The organism is Paractinoplanes lichenicola (assembly GCF_016785085.1).
GTDB classification, from domain to species: domain Bacteria; phylum Actinomycetota; class Actinomycetes; order Mycobacteriales; family Micromonosporaceae; genus Actinoplanes; species Actinoplanes lichenicola.
Map to the genome: position 1 here is coordinate 59,978 of NZ_JAENHO010000026.1, position 22,503 is coordinate 82,480.

The following is a 22,503-nucleotide window of genomic DNA, read 5'->3' on the forward strand; positions in this document are numbered from 1 at the left end:
CCCGGCCGTTCATCTCCCACGTTAGAACCCGACCGGTGCCGGATGCCCCGGTAAACCGCCTGAACTTTTCGTGAACTTCGATTCAAGCTGGTCAGCGGGCTGCGGCCGGTCGAGGTGATACCCCTGAAGGAGGTCGACCCCGGCGTCGGCCAGCGCGGCCGCCGTCGGCTCGTCCTCCACGCCCTCGGCCACCACCGTCAGGTCAAGTGATCGAGCGATGGCGATGACCGAGTCGATGATGGTCGCCCGTGCGGGTGAATCGTGCATGCGGACCACGAACGACCGGTCGATCTTCAATTCGTCGATCGGGAGCTCGGGCAGCAACCCCAGCGAGGTGTAGCCGGTGCCGAAGTCGTCGATCGCGACCCGGATCCCGGCCGCCCGGATCTCGGCCAGCCGGGCCGCGGCCTCGTCCGGCCGGGTCAGCACGGCCGTCTCGGTGATCTCGACGGTGAGCAGCCGGGCGGGCAGCCGCTCGAGCGCGAGCAGGGCCAGGATCGTCGGCACCGCGCGATCCTGGGCCAGATAGGCGGCCGACAGGTTCACCGACACCGGCACGTCGTGCCCGGCGCGATGCCAGACCGCGGCCTGGTGCACGGCCTCGGCGAACACCCAGTCGGTCAGCTCGAGGATGACGTCGGAGCGCTCGGCGTCGGGCAGGAAGACGCCCGGCGGCAGCATCCCCCGCTGCGGGTGCTGCCAGCGCACCAGCGCCTCGGCGCCGTGGATCTCCCGGGCGCCCGCGCTGTAGAGCGGCTGATAGTGCAGCCGCAGGTGCCCGGCCCGGATGCCGGTCCGCAGCTCGGTGAGCTGACGCAGGTCGGCCCGGTGCGTCGTGACGTTCTCGGCGGTCCAGAGCACCACGCCCGTACGGTCCCGCTTGGCCCCGCGCAGAGCGTCGGTGGCGTGGCGGAGCACGACGGCCAGGTCGCGATGGTCGGCCAGCGACACCCCGATGCTGGTCTCGACGCTGACCGGGATGCCGTTGACCGTGTACGGCCCCCGCAGCGCGTCGGTGAGGCGGCGCGCGATGGTGGTCAGCCCCTCGGCCGGCCCGGGCACGGCCAGCAGCACGACGAACTGGTCGCCCTCGAGCCGGGCGACCAGGTCCTCGGTGCGGCAGGCGGCCCGCAGCCGGGCGCCCACCCGCTGCAGCAGCATGTCGGCGCCCTGGGTGCCGAGCATGTCGTTGGCCTCCGAGAAGCGGTCCAGCCCGAGATGCAGCACGGCGGTCAGCAGGCCGTCCTCCAGCCGCTGCCGGCCCGCCGCCAGCACCGCCGCGCGGTTGGGCAGGCCGGTCAGCTGGTCGGCCCGGGCCAGCCGGGCATAGCGGCCGGCCATCGCGGTGAGCAGGCCGAGCACCGGCGCGATCCCGCAGCGGCCGTCGGGCCAGCGCACCACGACCGGCTCGTCCAGGGCGTCGACGGGGCGGGCCAGCGCGGCCTGGGCGGCCTGGTCGATGTCGGTGTCGGACGGCAGCGTGAGGGTGCCGGGGCCGTCCGGGCCGAGGACGGTCAGCGCCGAACCGAGGCCACCGCGCCCGGTGCCGACCCGGCCGACCCGGGCCCGGCTGAGCAGCTGGTGCCCGTCGGCCGACGCGACCAGGACCCCGGGCAGCAGCGGCTCGGCGCTGAGCAGCTCGGCGATCTCGGCGAACCGGACGGAGTCGGGCAGGACGTCGACCGGGATGCCGATCTCGCCCAGCTTGCGCGGCAGCCGTACGGAGGTCATGGGCGGGCCAGGTCGAAGCAGGCGCCCTCGACCACCCGCCGCCCGCTCACCTCGGCGGGGCGCAGGCGGAGCCAGAGCCGGCGTACGGCGGTGCCCTCCGGCTCGCATTCGAGCTCGCTCGTGACACCGCTCAGCGCCGCCCGGACGGCCTCGGTCAGCCGGTCGCGGTCGGCCCGGCCGAGCACCTTGCCGAACGCCCCCAGCAGGTCGCCCGAGGGGACCCCGGTGCCGAGCACGGGCACCGGGTCGCCGAACGACGCGGTCAGCAGCGGGTCGCCGGTCGGGCCGGCGATCGCGGTGAAGCGGTAGACGGCCAGGCGGCGGGTCAGGTCGTCGAGGTCGCGGCGACCGGCCTCCAGGGCCATCTCGGTGTGCCGCTCCGCGGTGCGGTCGAGCAGCATGCCGTCCCACACCGTGCTGCCGTCGCCCAGCCGGAACGGCCGGCCCACCCCGCTGATCCAGCGCCGCTCGCCGTTGCGCAGGTTGAGACTGCCCTCCCAGCGCCACGGCTCCAGCGTGAGCATCGATTCGGCGACCGAGGTCTCGTACGCCTGCTGATCCTCCGCGCTGACGAGGTCGACGATCAGGTCGGCGTCCTCGAGGAGCTGCTGGGGGTCGAAGCCGCAGATCTCGCGGGAGCCCTCGGAGACGAAGGCGAACGACCGGGCGCCGTCGAGGTCGATCCGGAACTGGAACAGCATGCCGGGCACGTTGTTGACGGTCGACCGGAAGCGGCGCTCGGTCTCGCCCAGGGCGGCCTCGGCCCGCCGCCGGTCGGTGTCGTCGATGCCGATCGAGCAGACGCCGTAGACCGAGCCGTCCGGGTCGGTGAGCGGGAACCGGGTCACCACGTACTGCCGGATCTCGTCGCCGAACGGCAGCTCCTCGAGCGCGGTGACCGCCTCGCCGCGCTCGATCGCCTGCTCGTCGTGCCGCCGCCCGGCCGCGGCCACGATCTCGGGCATCACCTCGGCGTCGCGATGACCCACCAGATCGGCCGCGATCACCTGGAACACGCGCTCGTACTCGGCGTTGACGAACAGGTATCGCCCCTCGAGGTCCTTGGCCGAGATCATCGCCGAGGTGTGCTCCAGGATCGCGTTGACCAGTGTGGTGCTGCGCCGCAGCTCCTGCTGGGCGTGATCCTGGTCGGTCTCGTCGGAGAGGAAGGCGCAGAACCCGTCGGGCAGCGGATTGATCACCAGGATCACCTGGCGCTCGGAACCGTCCCGGTGACGGGCCGGCACCTTGACCCGCATGCCGGGCCAGAACTCGTCGCTGACCAGTCGCCGGGCGAACGCGGCGGCGTGCGCCGAGCGCAGCTGCTCCGGGACGAGGGTGTCGGCGAGCGCGCGGCCCACGGCCTCCGCGCGCGACCAGCCGAAGAGCCGCTCGGCCGCGGGGTTCCACTCGCGGATGATCCCGCACCGGTCGACCTCGGCGAAGGCGAGCGAGGTGGCCCGGAGCGCGTCAGCGATCACCGTCGGGGCTTCAGCCTGCACTTTGTATTGATCGGTCGCCATGGCGGTGTGCTGAGTGTTTTGTCGGGTGGCGGCTGAGCGCCCGGCCCACCTGCACCGCGAACTGCTCGGCCAGGGTGATTCCCTGCAGCGCGAGCTCGCGGCGGCCGCCCGGCGGCGACTTGGGGAGCCGCAATCGATCCCGGATCTGCTGCACGGCCTCGAGGTGCTCGTCGAGGGCGCGCAGGACGAAGACGGACAGATCCAGTTCGGGGGAAGGCTCGGCGGTCACTCCGTCGATTCTCGGTGTTTAAACCGTCCCGGGTGGGGTAGTTGGCTCAATTGCTCCGGCCCGGACCACCCCGGATTCGTACGCGAAAACGACCGCCTGCACCCGGTCGCGCAGCCCGAGCTTCATCAGCACCCGGGCCACGTGGGTCTTGACCGTGGCCTCGCCCACCGTCAGCGCGGCGGCGATCTCGGCATTCGACAGCCCGCGGGCGACCAGCCGCAGCACCTCGGCCTCGCGCGGGGTCAGCTCACCCAGCTCGACCGGCGGCCGCGGCCCCGGCTGCCCGGCGAAGGCGGAGATGACCCGGGTCGTGATGGCCGGGTCGAGCAGCGCCTCGCCCGCCGCGACGACCCGGATCGCGGTGATCAGGTGCTCCGGCGACGACACCTTGAGCAGGAACCCGCTGGCCCCGGCCCGTAGCGCCCGATAGAGGTTCTCGTCGGTGTCGAACGTCGTCAGCATGATCACCCGAGGCGGGTGCGGCGCGGCCAGCAGCGTGCTCGTGGCGGCCAGCCCGTCCTGCCGGGGCATGGCGATGTCCATCAGCACGACGTCGGGCCGGACCCGGCGGGCCAGCGCGACCGCCTCGGCCCCGTCACCCGCCTCGCCCACGACCGCGATGTCCGGCTCGGTCTCGATCACCATGCGCAGGCCGGCCCGGACCATCCGCTGGTCGTCGGCGATCACGACGGAGATGGTCACGCGGCTGCCGCCATCGGCAGGGGCAGCCGGGCCCGTACGGCGAAACCGCCCTCGGCGCGCGGGGCGGCCGTCAGTTCGCCGCCGAACAGGGCCGCCCGCTCCCGCATGCCGATCAGCCCCTGCCCGCCGCCGCCGACCGCCGCCGGCCCGCCGTCGTTGACCACCCGCAGGCGCAGCCCGTCGTCGTGGAAGCCGACGGTGACCGTGGCCTTGGACGGTCCGGCGTGCCGCAACACGTTGGTCAGGGCCTCCTGCACGATCCGGTACGCCGACACGTCGATCGCCGGCGGCAGGGGCACCGGGTCACCCTCGCGGCGCACGGTGACCCGCAGCCCGGCCTCGCGGACCTGCGCGATCAGGTCGTCGAGCCGGTCGAGCCCGACCGGGGGCTGCGCGCTGTCGGCGCCCTCGCCGCGCAACAACCCGAGCGTACGGCGCAGCTCGCCGACCGCGTCCCGCCCGGACGACTCGATGGTGCGCAGCAGCTCGCGGTCGACCGGCAGGCCCGCGTCGAGCCGCCGGCGCACCACCCCGGCCTGGATCACCATCACGGTCACGCTGTGCGCCACCATGTCGTGCAGCTCGCGGGCGATGCGCACCCGCTCCTCCATGACCGCCTCGCGGGCGTGCTGCTCGCGAATGGCGGCCCGGGCCGAGGCGGCGTCGGCGCTGCGGCGGGCCTGCACCGACAGCACGACCCCGAGCACGTAGGGCGCGGTCGGGAAGAACAGCGCGGCCATCGGGTCGCCCGGGTCGCCGATCAGATAGACGACGACGGTCAGCGCGATCAGGCCCGCGCCGAGCAGACCGCGCCGGCTCTCGCGGGCAGGCGGCACGTACCGGCCCACCGTGTAGCTGACGATCATCGCGCCGACCAGCTGCCAGAGCCGGAAGCTGACCGTCACCTCGCCGGCGATCACGGCCCGCTCGTAGAAGAACGGCAGCGGCTCGACGACGTGCGGCACCATCGCCAGCAGCGGGGCGAACCGGCGGACCAGCACGAGGGCGGCCGAGACGGTCAGCACGACCGGCCACCACCGGCCTGGCATGCCGATCAGCAGCTCCTCGGTCAGCGCGAACAACACGAAGCCGCCGGTGAGCGCCAGATCGGTGGGTCGCAGCCGCATGAGCTGAATGTAGGGGCCGGGGACGCGCGCCGAACCCGCCTCGAGGATGACGAGGTGTCCGCCGCGCGGGGGAGACGAGTTCCTTCCGCGTACGGGTTACCGCGCGGCCCGGCGTTCCTAGCTTTGCCTGTCATGACTATGTGGCGTAAGGCAACGGCGGCCGGCCTGGTGCTGGCGCCGATCGCGCTGGCGGTGTCGACCGGCCTCGATCCGGCGCTCGGCGACGACCAGGGCTACGGGATCTATCGGCAGCACCCGGGCTTGACGCAGTGGCACTCGCTGCTGCTGCACTGGGCCTGGGTGCTCTACGTGCCCGGCCTGCTGGGACTGCTCGCGCTGGTGCGCCGGCGGGGATTCGTCCTGGCCGCGGTGGCGTGGGTGGCGACGGTGCTCGGGCTGGTGACGTTCTCGGCGCTGATGGCGGCCGATTTCGGGTTGCTCAGCCTGGAGCAGCAGCCCGGCCTCACGGACGCGCAGCTGACCGCATACGACGACCGGATCGGCGCGATGGGCTGGGCGGCGTGGGGCTGGCAGGTTCCCGGTATCGCCGGCTGGGCCCTCGCCCTGCTGGTCACGCCGCTGGCCCTGCTGCGGGCGCGGGTGATCGGCTGGTGGACCGGGGGGCTGTGGCTGGCCGGATTCGTGCTCTACCTGCTGTTCGCGATCTCGCCGGTGCCGCTGAGCCTGACCGGGCCGATCGTGCTCGTGGCGGCGGGCGTGCCGGCCGCGCGATCGGTGCTGAGCCACGTGCCGCCGCGGGACGAGCCGGACACGTTCGGCGCCTTCCGGCGTACGGCGGGAATGGTTTGTCTGGTCGCGGCCCCGCTCTCGTTCGCGGTCGGCATGGCCACGGTGCCACCGGGACTGACCGAGGCCAGCGCGTTCTTCCTGCATCTGGCGTGGGTGCTGTTCGTGCCGGCGGTGCTCGCGGTGGCCGCGCGGGGCGGACGGTTCACCCGGGTCGTGTCGGGCCTGGCGGTGCTCGGCCTGATCAACTTCAGCGCACTGATGTTCGGCGACTATCTCGACCTGGCGGCGCGTCAGGCCCTGGGTGACGCCGTGGCCGACCGGGCGCAGGAGCTGACCGGGAGCTATGCCACTTTCTCGCTGGGCTGGGTGCTGCCCGGGATGGTGCTGACGTTCCTCGGGCTGATCCTGGTCGCGGTCGGGGCGGCGATCGACGGGCTGGTGCGCTGGTGGGTGCCGGTGATCGTCGGGGCCGGGTTCGCCGGGTTCTTCCTGCTCGGGCTGGGTCCGATCGGGGTGGCCGGGCCGCTGGTGCTGGTCGCGGGCTTCGGGCTGATGGCGGCGGCCCTCCGGCGTACGGGGAACGCGGTCTTGGCTTGATCTTTGCTGGGGGAGGCCGGGCTCGGAGTGGCGGCTCCGAGCCCGGCCGGGTCGTTGGCGGTACGGTCTGAGGAACGCCGCCCACGCCCCGGAGTCCGCCTCGATGACGAGCCCCGATCCCGCCTCGAACCCGCTGTCCAAGCTCGCCACCGCGGGCGAGCGGCTCGGGTGGATCTTCAATGACCGCAACCTGTTCCGGCGCGCGTTCGACGAGCCGCCGCCGCGCCGGGCGCCCCTCGATCCCGAGCTGCGCGAACGGCTGACCCGGGCCGAGCGCGGGCGGGTCCGGCGCATCCTGATCGCGCTCGGCGGCGGGGTCGGCCTGGCCGTGCTGATCGGCTGCTGCGGCGGCATCCTGACCCGCGACAACGACGGCGCGCGGGCGCTCGTGCTGTTCATGACCGGGCTGCTGTTCCTGGCCGGCACGGCGGGGGCGATCCTGGCCGGCATCTGGCCCGCGATCACCCGCAAGTCCATCGCGGAAGCCGAGGAGAAGGCCCAAGCCGCGTACGCGGTGGAGCACTCCTCATGGGACAGCCGGCGCCAATGGCATGACCAGCAGGAGCAGAACCGGGTCGACGAGATGCCGGAGTGGTCGGCGGCCACCCCGTCGCCGGGCACGCGACGGATCGACATCGTGGGCGGGACGACGTACGGGTGGGAAGCGGTTCTGACCGTCCTCGGCGGGTCGCTGCTGGCCACCCGGGGGCGCATGGTGCTGGCCGACTTCACCGGCGAGGCGCTGCCGGGCGAGCTCGTGCGGCTGGCCGAGACGACCGGGCGGTCCGTGCGCGAGGTGGTGCTGCCGGCGCAGCTGGCCGAGTTCGATCTCGTGGCCGGGCTGGAGCCGGCCGAGCTGGTCGACGGGCTGGTCGAGGCCATGTACGGCGATGTGCCGGGTGGGGGGAATCGGGCCGAGCGGTCGCAGGACGCCCTGCTGCTGAACCAGATCGCCGCGGTGCTGGCTCCTTCTTTGACAATGGGACGGCTGCTGGCCGCGCTTCGCTCTTATTACGGACATGTCGGACTTGCGCCGGGGGAGAATGAGCGGCTCGCTGCTCTCCGTCCGGACGAGGCCCGCGTACGGCGGATCGAGGCCTTTCTGCAGCCGCTGGAGTCGATGGGCAGCACGCCCGCCACCACCGCCCCGGCCGACCTGACCTGCCTGATCGCCGAGGGCGGCACCGGCCGGGCCCAGCACGAGCTGCTCAAGGACCTGATGGTGCAGTGGCTGAGCCATCAGGTGCGCCACGAGTCGGCCCCGATCGGCTCGCTGCTGCTGCTCGGCGCGGACGAGATCGACCACCGCGCGCTCGAACGACTGAGCACGCTGTGCGAGCGCCGCGGCATCCGGCTCGTGCTGTTCTTCCAGCACCTGCGGGCCGAGACGCTGCAGACGATCGGCGGCGGCGAGGTGGCGCTGATGCGGCTGGGCAACCATCAGGAGGCGGCGCAGGCGGCCGAGTTCGTGGGGCGCGGGCACAAGTTCGTGCTGAGCCGGCTGACCCGCTCGCTCGGCGGCGAGGAGACGCACACGGTGGCCGACATGGAGGGCGGGTCCGAGACGAAGGGCGGCACCAAGGGCGAGCGCGCCTCGCGGCACGGCCTGCGCCGCTACACCAGCACGAACTGGAGCAAGACCCGCAACTGGAGCCAGACCGAGTCGACGGCCAACGGCACCAACTGGAGCAACGCGAAGTCGGAGGAGCGCGTCTACGAGTACGTGGTCGAGCCGCGCGCCCTGCAGGACCTGCCCGAATACGCGATGGTGCTGGTCAAGAGCGGCTCCGTGGTGCAGGCGGTCGAGGTCGACCCGGCCATCGTCACGCTTCCGCGGGTGTCGATGGACCCGCTCGACGCCCCGGCGCGGCCGCAGCTGCCTCCGGCGCAGTGGGGCACGATCAGCGACGCGCCGGACCGGTCGACTCGCGGACTATCAGCTCCGTAGCCAGCTCGACGTGCAGCGCGTCCAGCCGGTGGTGGTCGAGCAGGCGGATCAGCAGGCCCACGGCTATCCGGCCCATCTCGGCCAGCGGCTGGCGCACGGTGGTCAGCGCCGGTCGGGTGGCCTGGGCCAGGTCGATGTCGTCGAAGCCGCCGATCGACAGGTCCTCGGGCACGCGCAGGCCGAGCTGGGCCGCCGCGGCCACCGCACCCGAGGCCACCTTGTCGTTGAAGGCGACCAGCGCGGTCGGCCGGTCCTCGGCGTTCTTGTTCTCCAGGAGGTGCCGGGCCGCCTCGAAGCCGAACCGGACGGTGGGCTCGCCGGGGACGGCCAGCCGCGGGTCGAGCAGCATGCCGGCGTCGGCCAGGGCCGAGACGTGACCGGCTCGCCGCGCGGCACTGGCGAGCCAGTTGTCGGGACCGGCCAGCAGCCCGATCCGGCGGTGACCGAGCGCGGTCAGGTGGGCCGTGAGGCTGCGGGCGCCCGCGAAGTGGGCCGCTGAGACGGCGGCGATGTCACGCGGCACGGTTTCGCGGGGGTCGACGATCACGAACGGGAAGCCGGTCGACTGCAGCGCGACCAGCTCCTCGCCGGGCTCGGGCGGCAGCACCACGATCGCGCCGCCGATGCCGGGCCGGCCGGCCAGCGTCGGCAGCACCGGGGAGTGCTGGGCGGCCTCGCCCGCGTTGAGCACCAGCTGGCGGCCGTGCAGGTCGAGCGTCTCGGCGATCGACGAGACGATCAGTCCGAAGTAGTCGGTCAACACGTACGGGCAGCGCAGGAAGACCGCGCCGGTGCGGGCCGGTCGGCGCTTCGGGCCGCGCCCGCCCAGCTCGTCGATGGCCTGTTGCACCAGCTCACGGGTGCCGGGTGAGACGTGTTCCTGGTCGTTGAGCACCCGCGAGACCGTCGCGATCGACACGCCGGCGTGGGAGGCGATGTCGCGGACGGTCGGTCCGTGTTTCATCACCGAAGCATAAACATTGACAAGCTTCGAGGTGGAAGCGTTGTCTGTATGTATCAGAAATGTTTCAGCTTGTTACATGGGAGTGCCCGTGACTCGCTTCGGAACTGCCCTAGTTGTTGCGCTGCTTCTTGCCCCTACTCCCGCTTCGGCGTCTTCCTCGACCGCTCAGGTTTGGGTTACCACGCCCGATGGCGCACAGAAGTTGTCCACTGCGGGAAATGTCGCTTTTAAGGGCTCTATTTCGGACAAACCGACCGTCGTGGTGGATCCAAATCGTCGCTTCCAAACGATCGCCGGCTTTGGCGCCTCAATCACCGACTCGTCGGCGGCGGTGCTCTACCGGCTGTCGCCGAGCGCCCGCACCGCCGCGATGGAGTCGCTGTTCCGCGACGACAAGCTCAGCTACCTGCGGCAGCCCATCGGCGCCTCGGACTTCGTCGACGAGCCGGCCTACACGTACGACGATGTGCCCGCGGGCCAGACCGACTACGGGTTGCGGCATTTCAGCGTCGACCACGACCGCGCCCAGATTTTGCCGTTGCTGCGCCAGGCCCGCCGGCTCAACCCCGAGCTGCGAGTCATGGGCACGCCGTGGAGCCCGCCGGCCTGGATGAAGACCAACCAGTCGCTGATCGGGGGCCGGCTGATCGATTCTCCGGCGATCTATCGCGCGTACGCCGCCTACCTCGTGAAGTTCGTGCAGGCGTACCGGAAGGAAGGGGTGCCGATCGACGCGCTGACCCTGCAGAACGAGCCCCAGAACCGTACGCCCGCGGGGTATCCCGGCATGGATCTGCCCTCGTGGCAGGCGGCCGAGGTGATCGAGCGGCTGGGCCCGATGCTGCGCGCCGCCGGGGAGCGCACCAAGATCCTCGGGTACGACCACAACTGGTCGACGCACCCGAACGACGCCGCCAACACGCCGCCCGACTCGGTGGCCGACATCGACCACTATCCGCAGGAGCTGCTCTCCACGCGGGCCGCCCGCTGGGTCGACGGCACGGCGTACCACTGCTACTACGGCGAGCCGAGCGCGATGACGGCCCTGCACAAGGAGTTCCCGCGTAAGGACGTCTACTTCACCGAATGCTCGGGCAGCCAGTCGAGCGACCCGGCCAACACGTTCTCGGACACGCTCAAGTGGCACGCCCGCAACCTGATCATCGGCAACACCCGGAACTGGGCCAAGACGGTGATCAACTGGAACCTGGCCCTGGACGAGACCAACGGCCCGCACACCGGGGGCTGCGGCACCTGCACCGGCGTGCTGACCGTCGCGTCGGACGGCACGGTGACCCGCAACGCCGAGTTCTACACGCTCGGGCACGTGGCCCGCTTCGTGCGGCCGGGAGCCGTACGGGTGGCCAGCACGTCGTTCGGCACCACCGGGTGGAACGGGCGGATCATGGACGTGGCCTTCGTCAACCCGGACGGCAGCACGGTGCTGGTCGCGCACAACGAGAACGACAACCCGCAGGCGTTCGCGGTGCAGTACGGCGGGCGAACCTTCGAATACACGTTGCCGGGTGGGGCGCTGGCCACTTTTGTCTGGCGTGGACACTCGGGCGACCGGCCGCTCGATCCGGCGGGCTGGACCGCCACCGCGAATCCGCCGGGCGATGCGGCGCTGGCTGTGGACGATGATGCTTCGACGCGATGGACCACCGGCACGGGTCAGGCGGCGGGGCAGTATCTGCAGGTCGATCTGGGGCGGGTGCAGTCGGTTCGCCGGGTCGTCTTCGATACCGGGGCCGATCTTGGTGACTATCCCCGGGGGTTCACGGTTTCCGCTTCTGTTGATGGGTCTCGTTGGGATCGGGTCGCCGCTTCGCGAAAGGGACAATTCGTATCCGCTTCTTTGAGTCGGGCGCGATTTGTTCGAATTGCGCTGACCGTGCCCGCTCCGGACAACTGGTGGTCGATCGCGGACGTCAGGGCTTACCGCTGAGCTGATAGAACCGGCTCGGGTCCTCGGCCAGCGACGCCTTCACGTGCGCACTCCACTCGTCGGCCACGACCTCGAGCCGGTTCTCCTCGATCCCGTCCAGCGCTTTACCGACAACCACGGCCGGGTCCACTTTGTCCCCCTCGTAATCGGCTGACATGTCAGTGTCCGCCGAGCCCAGATGCAGCCCGGTCACCAAAGTCCCCTGAGAGTCCAGTTCCAGCCGTACGCCGTTGGTCAGGTTCCACTCGGCGGCCTTGGCGACCCCGTACGCGTTGATCCCGTCGTAGTTGAACCACGACATCGCGGACAGCACGTTGAGGATCGCGCCCCCGCCGAGTCGTGGCGCGAACGCCCGGATCATGCCGAGCGTGCCCCAGAAATGCGTGTCCAGCTCGAGCCGGATCAGGTCGAGGTCGCCGGTCACCAGATTCGCGCCGGTTTTCAAGCCGGCGTTGTTGACCAGCAGGTTCACGTCGGTGGCAACCTCCGCCGCGGCGGCGACCTCGGCGGGATCGGTGATGTCGAGACGCAGCGTCTCCACGCCGGGGATGTCGATCAGCTCGGGGCGACGGGCGGTGGCGTAGACCTTGGCCGCGCCGCGCTCGAGAAGCTGCTGGGCGAAGTGCCGGCCGAGACCGCGATTAGCCCCCGTGACCAGGGCAACTGCTCCTTGAATCCGCATACCGGCTACGCTAAAACCTGACGCTGACGTCAGAGGCAAGTGTTGCGATGGAGGTCACTATGCGTATCGGTGAGCTGGCCGACGAGGCCGGGGTCAGCGTGCGGGCGCTGCGCTACTACGAGGAGCAGGGGCTGCTCACAGCCGAACGCAGCGGCAGCGGGCAACGCCACTACGGCGACGCCGCGGCCGAACGGGTGCGGCTTATTCAGCTGCTCTACTCGGCCGGGCTGACCAGCCGCACGATCGCCGACCTGCTGCCGTGCGTCGACGCCAAGGTCAGCACGCCGGAGTCACGGGCCCGCCTGGCCGCGGAACGCGACCGGATCGACACCCAGATCGCGGAACTGACCAAGACGCGCGACCGTTTGGACGCGGTGATCGCCTTGTCGACCGCGCCGGAAAGCAACTGCGTGGTGGCCCTCGCCTGAGGGTGGTCGCGCCCGATCTGTCGGCATGCCTCGCTAGTGTCGGCTCCCCGCGCTCGCCTGAGGGTGGGGCGCCCTACCTGTCGGCATGCCTCGCTAGTGTCGGCTCCCCGCGCCCGTCGCTGCGCGGCTCGTCGTGACCTGGCCGCCCGCCGCCGGGACGAGGCTTGACCACGCCGGTGTTGCTCTGCGCGCCGCGGGGCGGGTTCCCTGGGGCTGCTCGCGCGGGGCGGGTGTCGCTGGGCTGCTCGCGCGCGGAGGGTGTCGCTGGGCTGCTCGCGCGCGCAGGGGTGTCGCTGGGCTGCTCGCGCGCAAGATCAGGTAGTAAAAAGGGCCCACCCGACCGGGGGACCCCCGCCCACCGCCATTCTATCGAGCCGGCCCGATCTTGGGCGCGGGCGAGATCCGCGCCTGTGGACAGGGCCGGATTGTGGATAACTCCGCGATCTAGCACACGCCGTGCTAAGGCGCAGCGATTTGATCAGACGGCCCCCTGACGGGCGCTTTCCGACCCAAACAGCAGTTTGTCGGCTTTCACCCGCTTTACCGTGAGCGCCGATGACTGAGACGACGACGGCCGGCGTACGCCCGGCGGCCCCCGCGGCCGTCGGCCGAGCCCTGCACTTCCGCCCCGACATCGAGGGCCTGCGCGCCGTCGCGGTTGTCCTCGTCGTGCTGTCCCACGCCGGCGTTCCGGGCGTGGTCGGCGGCTACATCGGCCTGGATGTCTTCTTCGTCATCTCCGGCTTCCTGATCACCTCGCTGATGCTGCGCGAGGTGCGCGCGACCGGCGGCCTGTCGCTGATCGACTTCTACGCCCGCCGGGCCCGGCGCCTCCTGCCCACGGCCGCGCTTGTGCTGATCACGACTTTGCTGGCGAGCTATCACTGGCTCGGCTTCCGACGCGGCGACGAGATCGCCGAGGACGTCGCCTGGTCGGCCCTGTTCGCCGCGAACTTCCGCTTCGTCGACGGCGGCATCGACCACCTGGCCTCGCAGAGCGCGGTCTCCCCGGTGCAGCATTTCTGGTCGCTGGCCGTCCTGGAGCAGTTCTCGTTCGTCTGGCCGACCGTGATCGTCCTGCTGATCTGGCTCGGCTTCCGCTGGGCCATCGGCTATTGGCTGGCCGCCGCCGTGGCCGCCTCGCTGGCCTATTCGGTCTGGTCGAGCGACACCTGGTCGTCCTTCTCCCCGGCCACCCGCGCCTGGGAGCTGGGTGCCGGATGCCTGCTGGCCCTGGTCGCGACCCGCCTCGACCGCATTCCGCACCGGGTCGCGACCGTCATGGCCGGTGTCGGCTTGTCCCTCATCGTCATCGCCGCACTCAGTTTCGACGAGACAACACCCTTCCCCGGGTACGCCGCAGGGCTGCCGGTCATCGCGACGGTGCTGGTGCTGGCCGGCCGTGGAGATTCCGTGCTCGGCCGGCGACCCCTGCTCTGGCTGGGCCGGCGGTCGTACGCGTTCTACCTGTGGCACTGGCCGGTGCTGATCATCGCCGAGCAGGCGTACGGGGGTCCACTGCCCGCCGGCACCCGGGCGCTGCTCGTGCTCGGGTCGCTCGGGCTGGCCGTGATGACGTACGCCGGCCTGGAGAACCCGATCCGGCGCAGCGCTCACCTGCGCCGCTCGCACGTGCTGACCCTGTCCCTGGCCGCCTGGCTGATCGTCGCGCCGCTCGCGGTCGTGCGCTGGAAGACCTCCCATTCGCCCGCGGCCGAGCCGGGCCGGAGCGCCGAATATCAACCCCGACTAGGAGCGCCGGCGCATGCGGAGCCTTGAATTGACCCGTACGGTCCGCCTCTCGCTGCTGGTGGCGGTGCTCTCGGTGCTGGCCGGGTGCGCCGCCGCGGTGCCGCCGCCCCCGCGCGTCGCCGAGAAGCCGCCCGCGCCCAAGGTCGAGCTGGCCACCGTGCTGGCCGCCGTGGCCAAGGCCTCGAGCGTGCGCGTGCTGCCCGCGGACCTGACGCCCTCGCTGGCCACCAGCGGCGACGACATCGGCTTCGACAATGAGCGGTGTGAGGCGGGGCCGAGGGCCGACCGGATCGATGCCTGCGTCTTCGGCGATCGGGCCGCCGCCACCGACGTCGTGCTCTACGGCGACTCGCACGCCGGGATGTGGCTCCCGGCGCTGGCCGAGATCGCCGATCGGTTGCACTGGCGGCTGCAGTTCTATGGCAAGCCGGGCTGCCCGGCGCTGCCGATCACCGTCTGGAACCAGCAGGAGCGGCGCCCCTTCGGCGAGTGCGCCCGGTTCCGTGACTTCGTGACCGGGCAGGTCGCGGTCACCCGCCCGGAGCTGGTGATCGTGACGAACGGGAGCTTCTCGCAGAAGCGCGGCCCCGACCAGCTGATCACGGCCGCCGACTGGTCCGCCGGCCTCACCCAGACCCTGCGTACGCTGCGGCGATCGGCCGGGAGCGTGGTGGTGCTGGGCACCATCCCGGTGCTCGACGCGAGCGCGCCGGAGTGTCTGGCAGCCCATCAGCGCGACATCGCGGCCTGCTCGACCCCGCGCAAGGTCGCCACCGCCCGTACGTGGAACGCCGCCGATCAGACCGCGGCCGCGGCGACCGGCTCGGGCTACATCTCCGTGCTGCCGTGGCTGTGCACGGCCACCTGCCCGGCGGTGATCGGCAACGTCACGGTCTACCGCAACCGGTTCTATCTGAGCGGCACGTACGCGCGCATGCTGAACGGCGTCCTCGAGGATGCGCTGCTGGAGCGCTTCCCCTCGAACGCCGTTCCGTAAAGCTTGATCAGCGGCGGCGGCGACGCCGGAGCAGCGTGGCCGCCGCCGCAGCGACCGCCAGCACGGCTGCGCCGGCCACGGCCATCGGCACCGGACGGCGGCCGCGGACGACACCGTCGGGATCCGTGCGACCGACGAGCTGGTCCTTCGTCACGGCCGCGTGCTCGGCGACCCGGGACGCGGTCTCGGCCGTCGACTGCTTGACGTGCGCGAGGCTGTCGGCCGCCGCGTGCGTCTTCTCGGCGGCAACCTCCTTCACCTGCGCGGCCTTCTCGGCGGCGACTTCCTTGACCTGCGCCGTCTTCTCGGCCGTGACTTCCTTGACCTGCGCCGTCTTCTCGGCCGCGGCCTCCTTGACCTGGGCGGCCTTGTCCGCGGCGGCCTGCTTCTTCTCGGTCACCGCGTTCTTGACCTGGGCCTTCACGTCGGCCTTGGCGGCCAGGGCGGACGCCGTCTCGGCGAGCTCGGCCCGGGTCTCGGCGATGTCCTCGCGCACTTCGTCGCGCGACCTGGTGTCACTCATGAGTGCCGTCCCTCCTGAAAGGCCGTCTTCACAGCCTCCACGTCACGCTTGCCGCTCTCCATCGCCTCGATCGGCTCCGGCGGCACCGCCTGCTTCACCTGGTTCTTGCCGATCAGCGCCGCGATGCCGGCCGTGGCGAACAGCGCGACCGTCACGATCAGCGCGGCCGCCCACACGGGCAGAACCAGGGCCAGCAGGGCGCCGATCGTCACGAACAGCGCGCCCAGCCCGTACAGGGCGATCACGCCCGCGCCGCCGAGCAGTCCGGCGCCGGTGCCCGCGCGCTTGCCCTTCTCGACCATCTCCATCCGGGCCAGCGTCAACTCGTCCCGGACCAGCGTCGACACCTGCTCGCTCAACTGGTTGACCAGCTGGCCGACCGGTTGTTGCTCGGTGTGCGTCGTCATCAGTGAGCTCCCTTCGTCTGAAGCTCACATACCCGTCGGCGGCCGTGATAACCGCAGCTCAGCGGCTTATGCCCCGATCTCACTCACCTGAGCGAAGGGGCGGTCGTTGTGCCAGGTGGCGTGAATGATGAAGCTGTGGCCGGTCTCGTTGAAGTAGACGGCCAGGTTGTCCGGGGTGTCCTGCACCTTCTGCACCTGCCACCCGTCGGCCGGGGTGGCGGTCACCAGCTGCACGACCGCGTCGGAGGTCATCCGGATCACCGCCTGCCCGCCCTCGACCCGGAACGACCGTACGTAGGTGCGCTTGCCGTCGTCGGCGGTGGTGACCGTCCACCCGTCCTCGGTGGTGGTCGGCGGGGTGGTGTTGTTCGCGGGCGGCTTCGGCGCGGTGGTCGTCGGCCGCGGTGGCGCGGTGGTGGCCGTCGTACGGGTCTCGGTCGGCCGCGGCCGGGTGGCCGTGCCGCGGCCGGGCGACGGCGTGGTGCTCGCCGGTGCCGGAGTCGTCGCGCTCGGTAGCGGCACCGGGAAGTCGCTCGCATCGGAGGCGGGCAGCTGCGCCAGCGCCCTGTCCTCGGGCGCGTTGGTGCGCAGCACCGGCAGCAGGGCTACCGAGGCCAGCACGATGCTTGTCGCGGTGGCGGCCAGCCACCCCGCGATCGGCGTCCACCGGGAAGATCGCACGAAGACATCGTCTCATCTGCCCCTATGGTGTACGCCATGGCAATGATCCTGCTGGTCGAGGACGACCGCATCATCACGGCGGCGTTGTCCCGCGCGCTGACCGATGCCGGTCACGTCGTGCGGCCGGTGGGGCGGGCCGCCGAGGCTCTCAAGATCGTTACCGACGAACGTCCGGACCTGGTCATCCTCGATCTCGGGCTGCCCGACATCGACGGCACCGACGCGCTGCGGATGATGCGCTCGGTGTCCGACGTGCCGGTCATCGTGGCCACCGCCCGGCGTTCCGAGGCCGACATCATCAGCCTGCTCAGCGCGGGCGCCGATGACTACGTGACCAAGCCGTTCTCGGGCGGGCACATCCTGGCCCGCATCTCGGCGGTGCTGCGGCGCTCCCGCGCGACGACCACCGAGGCGCCCAGCGCGATCACCGTGGGCGAGCTGGTGATCAGCCCCCGTCAGCGCCGGGCGGAGCTGCGGGGCGAGCCGCTCCAGCTGACCCGCCGCGAGTTCGACGTGCTGGCCTACCTGGCCGAGCGGGTGGGTCAGGTGATCAGCCGGCGCGAGCTGATGAACGAGGTCTGGAACCAGGCCCGGATCGGCGAGGAACAGACCATCGACGTGCACATCTCGTGGCTGCGCCGCAAGCTCGGCGAGACCGCGGCCCAGCCCCGCTTCCTGCACACCGTACGGGGGGTCGGGATCATGATGGTCGATCCGCGATGAGGTGGGCGCTCAACCGGCTCGCCCTCGCGATCACGTCGATGGTGGCCCTGGCCTTCCTGGTGCCGCTGGCCGTGGCGACCCGGCAGATTGCCCACGACCGGGCCGTGAGCGACGCCCGCCAGCAGGCCACCTCGCTGGTCACCGTGCTCGGCGTCGACGCCGACCCCACCCTGCTGACCAACGCGGTGGCCAGCACGACCGCGGGCAGTGAGGGCCGGCTCGCGGTGCACCTGCCCGACTTCGCCGCGATCGGGGTCTCGCACACGTCCGAGGCCCAGATCACGATCGCCTCCCAGGATCGCCGGTCGGCCCTGGCCCCCGTCGACGGCGGCGTCGTCTACCTGCAGCCGACCGTGCTCACCGACGGCCGTACGGTGATCGTCGAAGTTTTTGTGCCCGACGGCGAGCTGACCCGCGGGGTGTGGGCGGCCTGGTTCGTGCTCGGCGGGCTCGCGATCGGCCTGGTCGCCGGGTCGATCGTCTTCGCCGACCGGCTCGGCAGCAGGCTCGTGCGGGCCACCCGGGAGTTGTCCTCCTCGGCCCGCCGCCTGGGCGCCGGCGAGCTCACGACCAGGGTCGAGCCGGACGGGCCGCGCGAGCTGCGGGACGCGGCGTACGCGTTCAACACGATGGCCGACGACCTGAGCAGCCTGCTCGAGCGCGAACGGGAACTGGCCGCCGACCTGTCCCACCGGCTGCGCACCCCGCTGACCGCGCTGCGGCTGGACGCCGAGGCGATGCCGCCCGGCCCGATCGGCGAGCGCATGCGCCAGGCCTGCGACCTGCTCGACGAGGAGCTCGAGGCGATCATCAAGGGCGCCCGGCTCGGTGTGGCCGCCCGCGGCAAGGAGCAGACCGACCTGGTCGAGGTGCTGGCCGACCGGCTCGCATTCTGGTCGGTGCTGGCCGAGGATCAGGAACGGCCGTGGCAGGTCGTCGGCGGTGACGAGCCGGTGCTGCTGCCGATCCCGCGCAGCGAGCTGATCGGCGTGGTCGACGCGATGCTCGGCAACGTCTTCTCGCACACCCCCGAACGGGTCGCGTTCCGGGTCAGCGTCTCGGCCGCGGGCCTGCTCGTCGACGACGCCGGCCCGGGCATCGCCGACCCCGCCAAGGCCGTGCAGCGCGGGGTCAGCGGGGCCGGCTCGACGGGGCTCGGCCTCGACATCGTGCGCCGCGCGGCCGAACAGGCGGGCGGCGAGATGGTGATCGCCCGCAGCCCGCTCGGCGGCGCCCGCGTCGGGATCTATCTGCAGACGCCGGCCCGTCCCCGCCGGAGCCGGCGCGCGGTTTCATGATTGTTTTCGGGGCCTTTAAGGCTCCGTTATGGAAACCCTCCGTAGCTTCTCCGCCGTAACTGCCGCAACGAGACAGTACGGAGTGAGCCGACATGCGCAGGAAGATCGCCTACCCCCTGGTCGCCCTCGGAATGACAGCGGGCACAACCTTGGGAGTCGTCTCGCCGGCGTCGGCCCACGGCTACGTGTCGTCCCCGCCCAGCCGTCAGGCGCTGTGCGCGTCGGGCGCCGTCGCCAACTGCGGGCAGATCCAGTTCGAGCCGCAGAGCGTCGAGGGCCCCAAGGGCCTGAAGTCCTGCGACGGCGGGGTGGCCGGGTTCTCCGTGCTGGCCGACGAGTCGCGCAACTGGCCGGCCAAGGCGGTCGGCTCCACGGTGGACTTCAGCTGGGTGCTCACGGCCCGCCACCGCACCTCGACGTGGGAATACTTCATCGGCGGCACGCGAGTCGCCTCGATCGACGACGGCGGCGCGCAGCCGGCCGCGGTGGTCAACCACAAGATCGACCTCAGCAAGTTCCCGGGCCGCCAGAAGGTGCTGGCCGTGTGGAACATCGCCGACACCGGGAACGCCTTCTACAACTGCGTCGACCTGAACGTGGGCGGCGGCTCCTCCGGCGGCGGCAACACCCCGACTCAGCCCCCGGCCACCACCCCGCCGACCAAGGCGCCGACGACTCCGCCGACCGCCGCTCCCACCACCCCGCCGACCAAGGCGCCCACGACTCCGCCGGCCGCGCCGCCGGCCGCCGGTGGCACCTGGGCCGCCGGCACGGCCTACAAGACCGGTGACGTGGTGACCTTCAACGGCAAGAAGTTCCAGTGCCGCCAGTCGCACAGCGCGATCAACAGCTGGGAGCCGTCGGTCTACACCCTCGCGCTCTGGCTCCCGCTGTGAAGCGCCGCCTGATCGCCGTCGCCCTGGTCGCCCCCTTCCTGCTCGGCGCCTGCGGCACCGCACGCGATGCGGCCGACCCGGCCCCGGCCGGCAAGGCGACGGTGGCCACCGAGGCAGTCGCCGAGATCAAGGCCGGCGACGACCACAACGACACCGACGTCATGTTCCTGCAGATGATGATCTTCCATCAGAAGCAGGGCCTGCAGATGACGACGACGGCCGCTCAGCGGGCCAAGAGCCCCGAGCTCAAAACCTTGGCCCAGGCCATCCAGGCCACCGAGAAGGACGAGCTCGCGATGGTCGAGTCCTGGCTGAAGAGCTGGGGCAAGAGCACCGAGGTCGACAAGGCCCCCAGCCTGCACGCCGACCACGGCGGCCTACCCGGCACCGGCGCGGCCGAGATCAAGGCCCTGACCACGGTCAAGGCAGCCTCGTTCGACACCGCCTTCCTCAACCTCTTCCTCGCCCACCAGCACCAGGCGATGGAGATGTCGAAAATCGAGAAGACCGGCGGCAAGAACGAGGAAACAAAGAAGTTCGCCGAGCGCGTGCAACAGTCCCGCCAGGGCGAGATCCAGCAAATGCTCAAGCTGATGAACGGCTAAAAATTTCAAACTCCGAAAGGGCGGCCTGGCGGGGCCGCCCTTTTCGGCGTTTACGATCCATGACCATGACTTCAGTGGTCTACAACATCGCCATCGACTGCGCCGACCCGTACGCCCTAGCCACCTTCTGGAGCGCAGCCACCGGCGACCCGCTGAACGTGGACGACCACCCGGGCGACCCGGTAGCCGTGGTGACGATGAAGAACGGGGTCAACCTGTACTTCGCCCAGGTCCCCGAACCCAAGGCCGGCAAGAACGGCCTGCACCTCTGCCTACGCCCCACCGAACGCCGCGACGAAGAGGTCGACCGCCTGCTCGCCCTGGGCGCAACGCTCCACAACGACCGCCGCGACCCGGACGGCACCGGCTGGGCAGTACTGACCGACCCAGAGGGCAACGAGTTCTGCGTCCTACGGAGCACGTCAGAGCTGTAGCTCTACGGAACGACGTGCATTCGGTGATAGGCCAGATAGGTAACGTCGATGACGTGGGACGGCATGCGGCGCAGCTCGCCGATCTCCTCATCGTTGGCGCTGTATCGAACGGTCCAGCCGTGGTCGACGTAAATGGCCCCGGTGTCAAACATGACGTGATGGTTCGGGCACAGGCACAGGATGTTCCCTGCCAAGTCCGGTCCGTGGTGTGGCTTTCCCAGCCCTTGAATGTGTGCCGCTTCGGCATAGCGGCCGGCCGGAGTCTCGATGCAGATCCCACAGACCTGGCAGTTGTGCCGGTGTAGGGCCTTCACCCGCTGCGCCTTTGCGGTGCTGCGGGCGAGACGTTGAATGGTTGCTTGCGTGCGGTCGACCGGTCCACGGTGACCGGGAGCCCCAAAACCCTCGTCGTCGAGCAGCAGTTCCGGCTGATCGTCCTGGACCAGGTAGAAGCGCCATACCCGGAAACCGTCCCGTCCCGTGGCGTGCCAATAGTCAGCAACCCGAAACAGGCCGTCATAGCGGAACCCGCTCGGGGGCGAGTGGTCCGGAACGCCGCCAGCGCCGCGGATGACTCGCACCGGGTTCCCGTCAGTACTGCTGCGGGCCAAGCCGGCATTGCCCACGATGAACTCCTGATCGGCCACGTGAACGTCGCTATCGGGCAGCCGGCCACCATGCCCGGTATAGATCAGTTCGTTGCCATAATCTTCGTCGTCCGGATAACCGCCCGAGACCACGATGGATTCGGAACCGTCCTTTCCTCCGCAGATGCCGCCCTGAAGCACCCGATGGACTCCGGCATCGTAAAGGGCGCGGCGATCGGCGAACATGGATCCGGGTGGGAAGCCAGCTATCTCTCCGTAGGTCCTTTTAGCCATGGAGGAGATCGAACTTTGAATGGGAATTTACGATTGACTAGTGTGTACTCGACAACCTTACAGAGGACTAGGTCAAGAATTTACGCGACGGCAGCAGCGAACGCTGTGAAAAGGTCGCCCGACAGCGGCGTCTCAAGCCGCCACGTGATGGCCATCGGCCGCTCGCCCTCATGACTGACATAGGTCGCCGGTCCGAGGAACCAGAAAGCTCGCTCGTCGGCCCGGGCCCGCGCAAATAGCAGAATGCGACGGTTCATCGTCGCGTGGCGCTGGTAGCGCTGCCCCGTCGGGCTCGCGGCCGGCAACGTCGACTGGCTCTCCCAATGAATTAGCTCGGGACTGATGGCGTAATCCCGGTAGCGCGTGGTCGGCGAGAAATCTCCGCTGGTCTTGTCCAGGGTGAAGATCAACAGGTCCGCCCTGGCCTTCGCCGCGTCGTAGACACCTTCGCGCCAATCGGGAACCTTGGCGCCCTCTCCAGCACCGACTGCTGCCAGGATTTCGATCCTTGTGTAGCGGCCATGCACCTGAAGGGGGATGTCCGCCAACGCTGAGTTCCCCCCGGTTTGGCGGAGCTTCTCAAGCATGATCGACTGATCATGGGGAGGAATTATCCGTGGCCGCACCGAAGAAGTACCCCGACGAACTACGGGCGAGGGCTGTGCGCCTGTATCGCG

23 protein-coding genes are annotated in these 22,503 nt (G+C 70.6%); 11 read left to right on the forward strand and 12 right to left on the reverse strand.

The genetic code is table 11. From position 1 onward, the window contains the following. Positions 1-21 precede the first annotated feature (21 nt). The 5 genes from JKJ07_RS48390 to JKJ07_RS48410 are packed head-to-tail and all read right to left on the reverse strand — an operon-like array spanning position 22 to position 5,312. Positions 22-1,731, reverse strand: coding sequence for a putative bifunctional diguanylate cyclase/phosphodiesterase (locus JKJ07_RS48390; RefSeq protein WP_203078663.1), 1,710 nt, complete (start codon positions 1,729-1,731; stop codon positions 22-24). Next, a complete protein-coding gene (locus tag JKJ07_RS48395; protein WP_203078664.1) occupies positions 1,728-3,233 on the reverse strand; it encodes a PAS domain-containing protein in 1,506 nt (501 codons plus the stop codon). The genes JKJ07_RS48390 and JKJ07_RS48395 overlap by 4 nt, the downstream gene beginning before the upstream one ends. Next, positions 3,223-3,483 (reverse strand): hypothetical protein, encoded by a 261-nt coding sequence (locus JKJ07_RS48400; RefSeq protein ID WP_203078665.1) that lies wholly within the window; start codon positions 3,481-3,483, stop codon positions 3,223-3,225. Before JKJ07_RS48400 ends, JKJ07_RS48395 begins: the two co-directional genes overlap by 11 nt. Before the next feature lie 18 nt (positions 3,484-3,501). Continuing rightward, the gene (locus tag JKJ07_RS48405; protein ID WP_203078666.1) at positions 3,502-4,185 is read right to left on the reverse strand and encodes a response regulator; all 684 of its coding nucleotides are present in this window, start codon (positions 4,183-4,185) and stop codon (positions 3,502-3,504) included. After that, the gene (locus JKJ07_RS48410) at positions 4,182-5,312 is read right to left on the reverse strand and encodes a sensor histidine kinase (RefSeq protein ID WP_203078667.1); all 1,131 of its coding nucleotides are present in this window, start codon (positions 5,310-5,312) and stop codon (positions 4,182-4,184) included. Before JKJ07_RS48410 ends, JKJ07_RS48405 begins: the two co-directional genes overlap by 4 nt. Before the next feature lie 132 nt (positions 5,313-5,444). Here JKJ07_RS48410 and JKJ07_RS48415 point away from each other — a divergent pair, with 132 nt between their 5' ends. Together JKJ07_RS48415 and JKJ07_RS48420 are read left to right on the forward strand one after the other, a co-directional pair. Beyond that, the gene (locus JKJ07_RS48415; protein WP_203078668.1) at positions 5,445-6,659 is read left to right on the forward strand and encodes a hypothetical protein; all 1,215 of its coding nucleotides are present in this window, start codon (positions 5,445-5,447) and stop codon (positions 6,657-6,659) included. Positions 6,660-6,762: 103 nt separating this feature from the next. Continuing rightward, complete coding sequence (locus tag JKJ07_RS48420; protein ID WP_203078669.1) at positions 6,763-8,607, forward strand: hypothetical protein; 1,845 nt, start codon at positions 6,763-6,765, stop codon at positions 8,605-8,607. Here the strand turns inward: JKJ07_RS48420 and JKJ07_RS48425 are convergent. Next, entirely contained in the window at positions 8,561-9,571 is a 1,011-nt protein-coding gene (locus JKJ07_RS48425; RefSeq protein WP_203078670.1) for a LacI family DNA-binding transcriptional regulator, read from the reverse strand. The two genes, JKJ07_RS48420 and JKJ07_RS48425, sit on opposite strands and share 47 nt — an antisense overlap. A gap of 259 nt (positions 9,572-9,830) precedes the next feature. On the opposite strand from JKJ07_RS48425, the gene JKJ07_RS48430 reads away from it, so the two are divergent. Further along, positions 9,831-11,519: a glycoside hydrolase family 30 beta sandwich domain-containing protein gene (locus JKJ07_RS48430; protein ID WP_307834831.1), complete on the forward strand. Its 1,689-nt coding sequence runs from the start codon at positions 9,831-9,833 to the stop codon at positions 11,517-11,519. Here JKJ07_RS48430 and JKJ07_RS48435 read toward each other — a convergent pair. Further along, positions 11,503-12,201, reverse strand: coding sequence for an SDR family oxidoreductase (locus tag JKJ07_RS48435; protein ID WP_203078672.1), 699 nt, complete (start codon positions 12,199-12,201; stop codon positions 11,503-11,505). The two genes, JKJ07_RS48430 and JKJ07_RS48435, sit on opposite strands and share 17 nt — an antisense overlap. Positions 12,202-12,260: 59 nt before the next feature. Here JKJ07_RS48435 and JKJ07_RS48440 point away from each other — a divergent pair, with 59 nt between their 5' ends. The 3 genes from JKJ07_RS48440 (at position 12,261) to JKJ07_RS48450 (ending at position 15,378) form a co-directional block, all read left to right on the forward strand. Beyond that, positions 12,261-12,629, forward strand: coding sequence for a MerR family transcriptional regulator (locus tag JKJ07_RS48440; protein ID WP_203078673.1), 369 nt, complete (start codon positions 12,261-12,263; stop codon positions 12,627-12,629). Positions 12,630-13,184: 555 nt separating this feature from the next. Next, complete coding sequence (locus JKJ07_RS48445) at positions 13,185-14,408, forward strand: acyltransferase family protein (RefSeq protein WP_203078674.1); 1,224 nt, start codon at positions 13,185-13,187, stop codon at positions 14,406-14,408. Beyond that, complete coding sequence (locus JKJ07_RS48450) at positions 14,395-15,378, forward strand: SGNH hydrolase domain-containing protein (RefSeq protein WP_203078675.1); 984 nt, start codon at positions 14,395-14,397, stop codon at positions 15,376-15,378. Before JKJ07_RS48445 ends, JKJ07_RS48450 begins: the two co-directional genes overlap by 14 nt. 7 nt (positions 15,379-15,385) lie before the next feature. Here JKJ07_RS48450 and JKJ07_RS51490 read toward each other — a convergent pair whose 3' ends face one another. From JKJ07_RS51490 to JKJ07_RS48465, 3 genes are all read right to left on the reverse strand, one after another. Then, entirely contained in the window at positions 15,386-15,901 is a 516-nt protein-coding gene (locus JKJ07_RS51490) for a DUF3618 domain-containing protein (RefSeq protein ID WP_203078676.1), read from the reverse strand. Beyond that, complete coding sequence (locus JKJ07_RS48460; RefSeq protein ID WP_203078677.1) at positions 15,898-16,308, reverse strand: phage holin family protein; 411 nt, start codon at positions 16,306-16,308, stop codon at positions 15,898-15,900. Before JKJ07_RS48460 ends, JKJ07_RS51490 begins: the two co-directional genes overlap by 4 nt. A 66-nt stretch (positions 16,309-16,374) precedes the next feature. After that, positions 16,375-16,989, reverse strand: a complete 615-nt coding sequence (locus JKJ07_RS48465) for a DNA mismatch repair protein MutL (RefSeq protein WP_203078678.1) — start codon at positions 16,987-16,989, stop codon at positions 16,375-16,377. Positions 16,990-17,025: 36 nt separating this feature from the next. Between JKJ07_RS48465 and JKJ07_RS48470 the strand changes: the two genes are divergently transcribed. From JKJ07_RS48470 to JKJ07_RS48490, 5 genes are all read left to right on the forward strand, one after another. Next, positions 17,026-17,712, forward strand: a complete 687-nt coding sequence (locus JKJ07_RS48470; RefSeq protein WP_184954554.1) for a response regulator transcription factor — start codon at positions 17,026-17,028, stop codon at positions 17,710-17,712. Then, positions 17,709-19,010, forward strand: coding sequence for a HAMP domain-containing protein (locus JKJ07_RS48475; protein WP_203078679.1), 1,302 nt, complete (start codon positions 17,709-17,711; stop codon positions 19,008-19,010). The genes JKJ07_RS48470 and JKJ07_RS48475 overlap by 4 nt, the downstream gene beginning before the upstream one ends. A 92-nt stretch (positions 19,011-19,102) precedes the next feature. Beyond that, positions 19,103-19,906, forward strand: coding sequence for a lytic polysaccharide monooxygenase (locus JKJ07_RS48480; protein WP_203078680.1), 804 nt, complete (start codon positions 19,103-19,105; stop codon positions 19,904-19,906). Then, positions 19,903-20,511 carry a DUF305 domain-containing protein gene (locus JKJ07_RS48485; RefSeq protein WP_307834832.1) on the forward strand — a complete coding sequence of 203 codons (609 nt, stop codon included), beginning with the start codon at positions 19,903-19,905 and terminating at the stop codon, positions 20,509-20,511. Before JKJ07_RS48480 ends, JKJ07_RS48485 begins: the two co-directional genes overlap by 4 nt. A gap of 65 nt (positions 20,512-20,576) precedes the next feature. Further along, on the forward strand, positions 20,577-20,945 hold the full coding sequence (locus tag JKJ07_RS48490; protein ID WP_203078681.1) for a VOC family protein: 369 nt from the start codon (positions 20,577-20,579) through the stop codon (positions 20,943-20,945). Positions 20,946-20,947: 2 nt separating this feature from the next. Here the strand turns inward: JKJ07_RS48490 and JKJ07_RS48495 are convergent, their stop codons facing one another. Together JKJ07_RS48495 and JKJ07_RS48500 are read right to left on the reverse strand one after the other, a co-directional pair. Next, the gene (locus tag JKJ07_RS48495; protein ID WP_203078682.1) at positions 20,948-21,826 is read right to left on the reverse strand and encodes a YDG/SRA domain-containing protein; all 879 of its coding nucleotides are present in this window, start codon (positions 21,824-21,826) and stop codon (positions 20,948-20,950) included. 80 nt (positions 21,827-21,906) lie between these two features. Continuing rightward, on the reverse strand, positions 21,907-22,413 hold the full coding sequence (locus tag JKJ07_RS48500; RefSeq protein WP_203078683.1) for a DUF3427 domain-containing protein: 507 nt from the start codon (positions 22,411-22,413) through the stop codon (positions 21,907-21,909). Positions 22,414-22,503 lie beyond the last annotated feature (90 nt).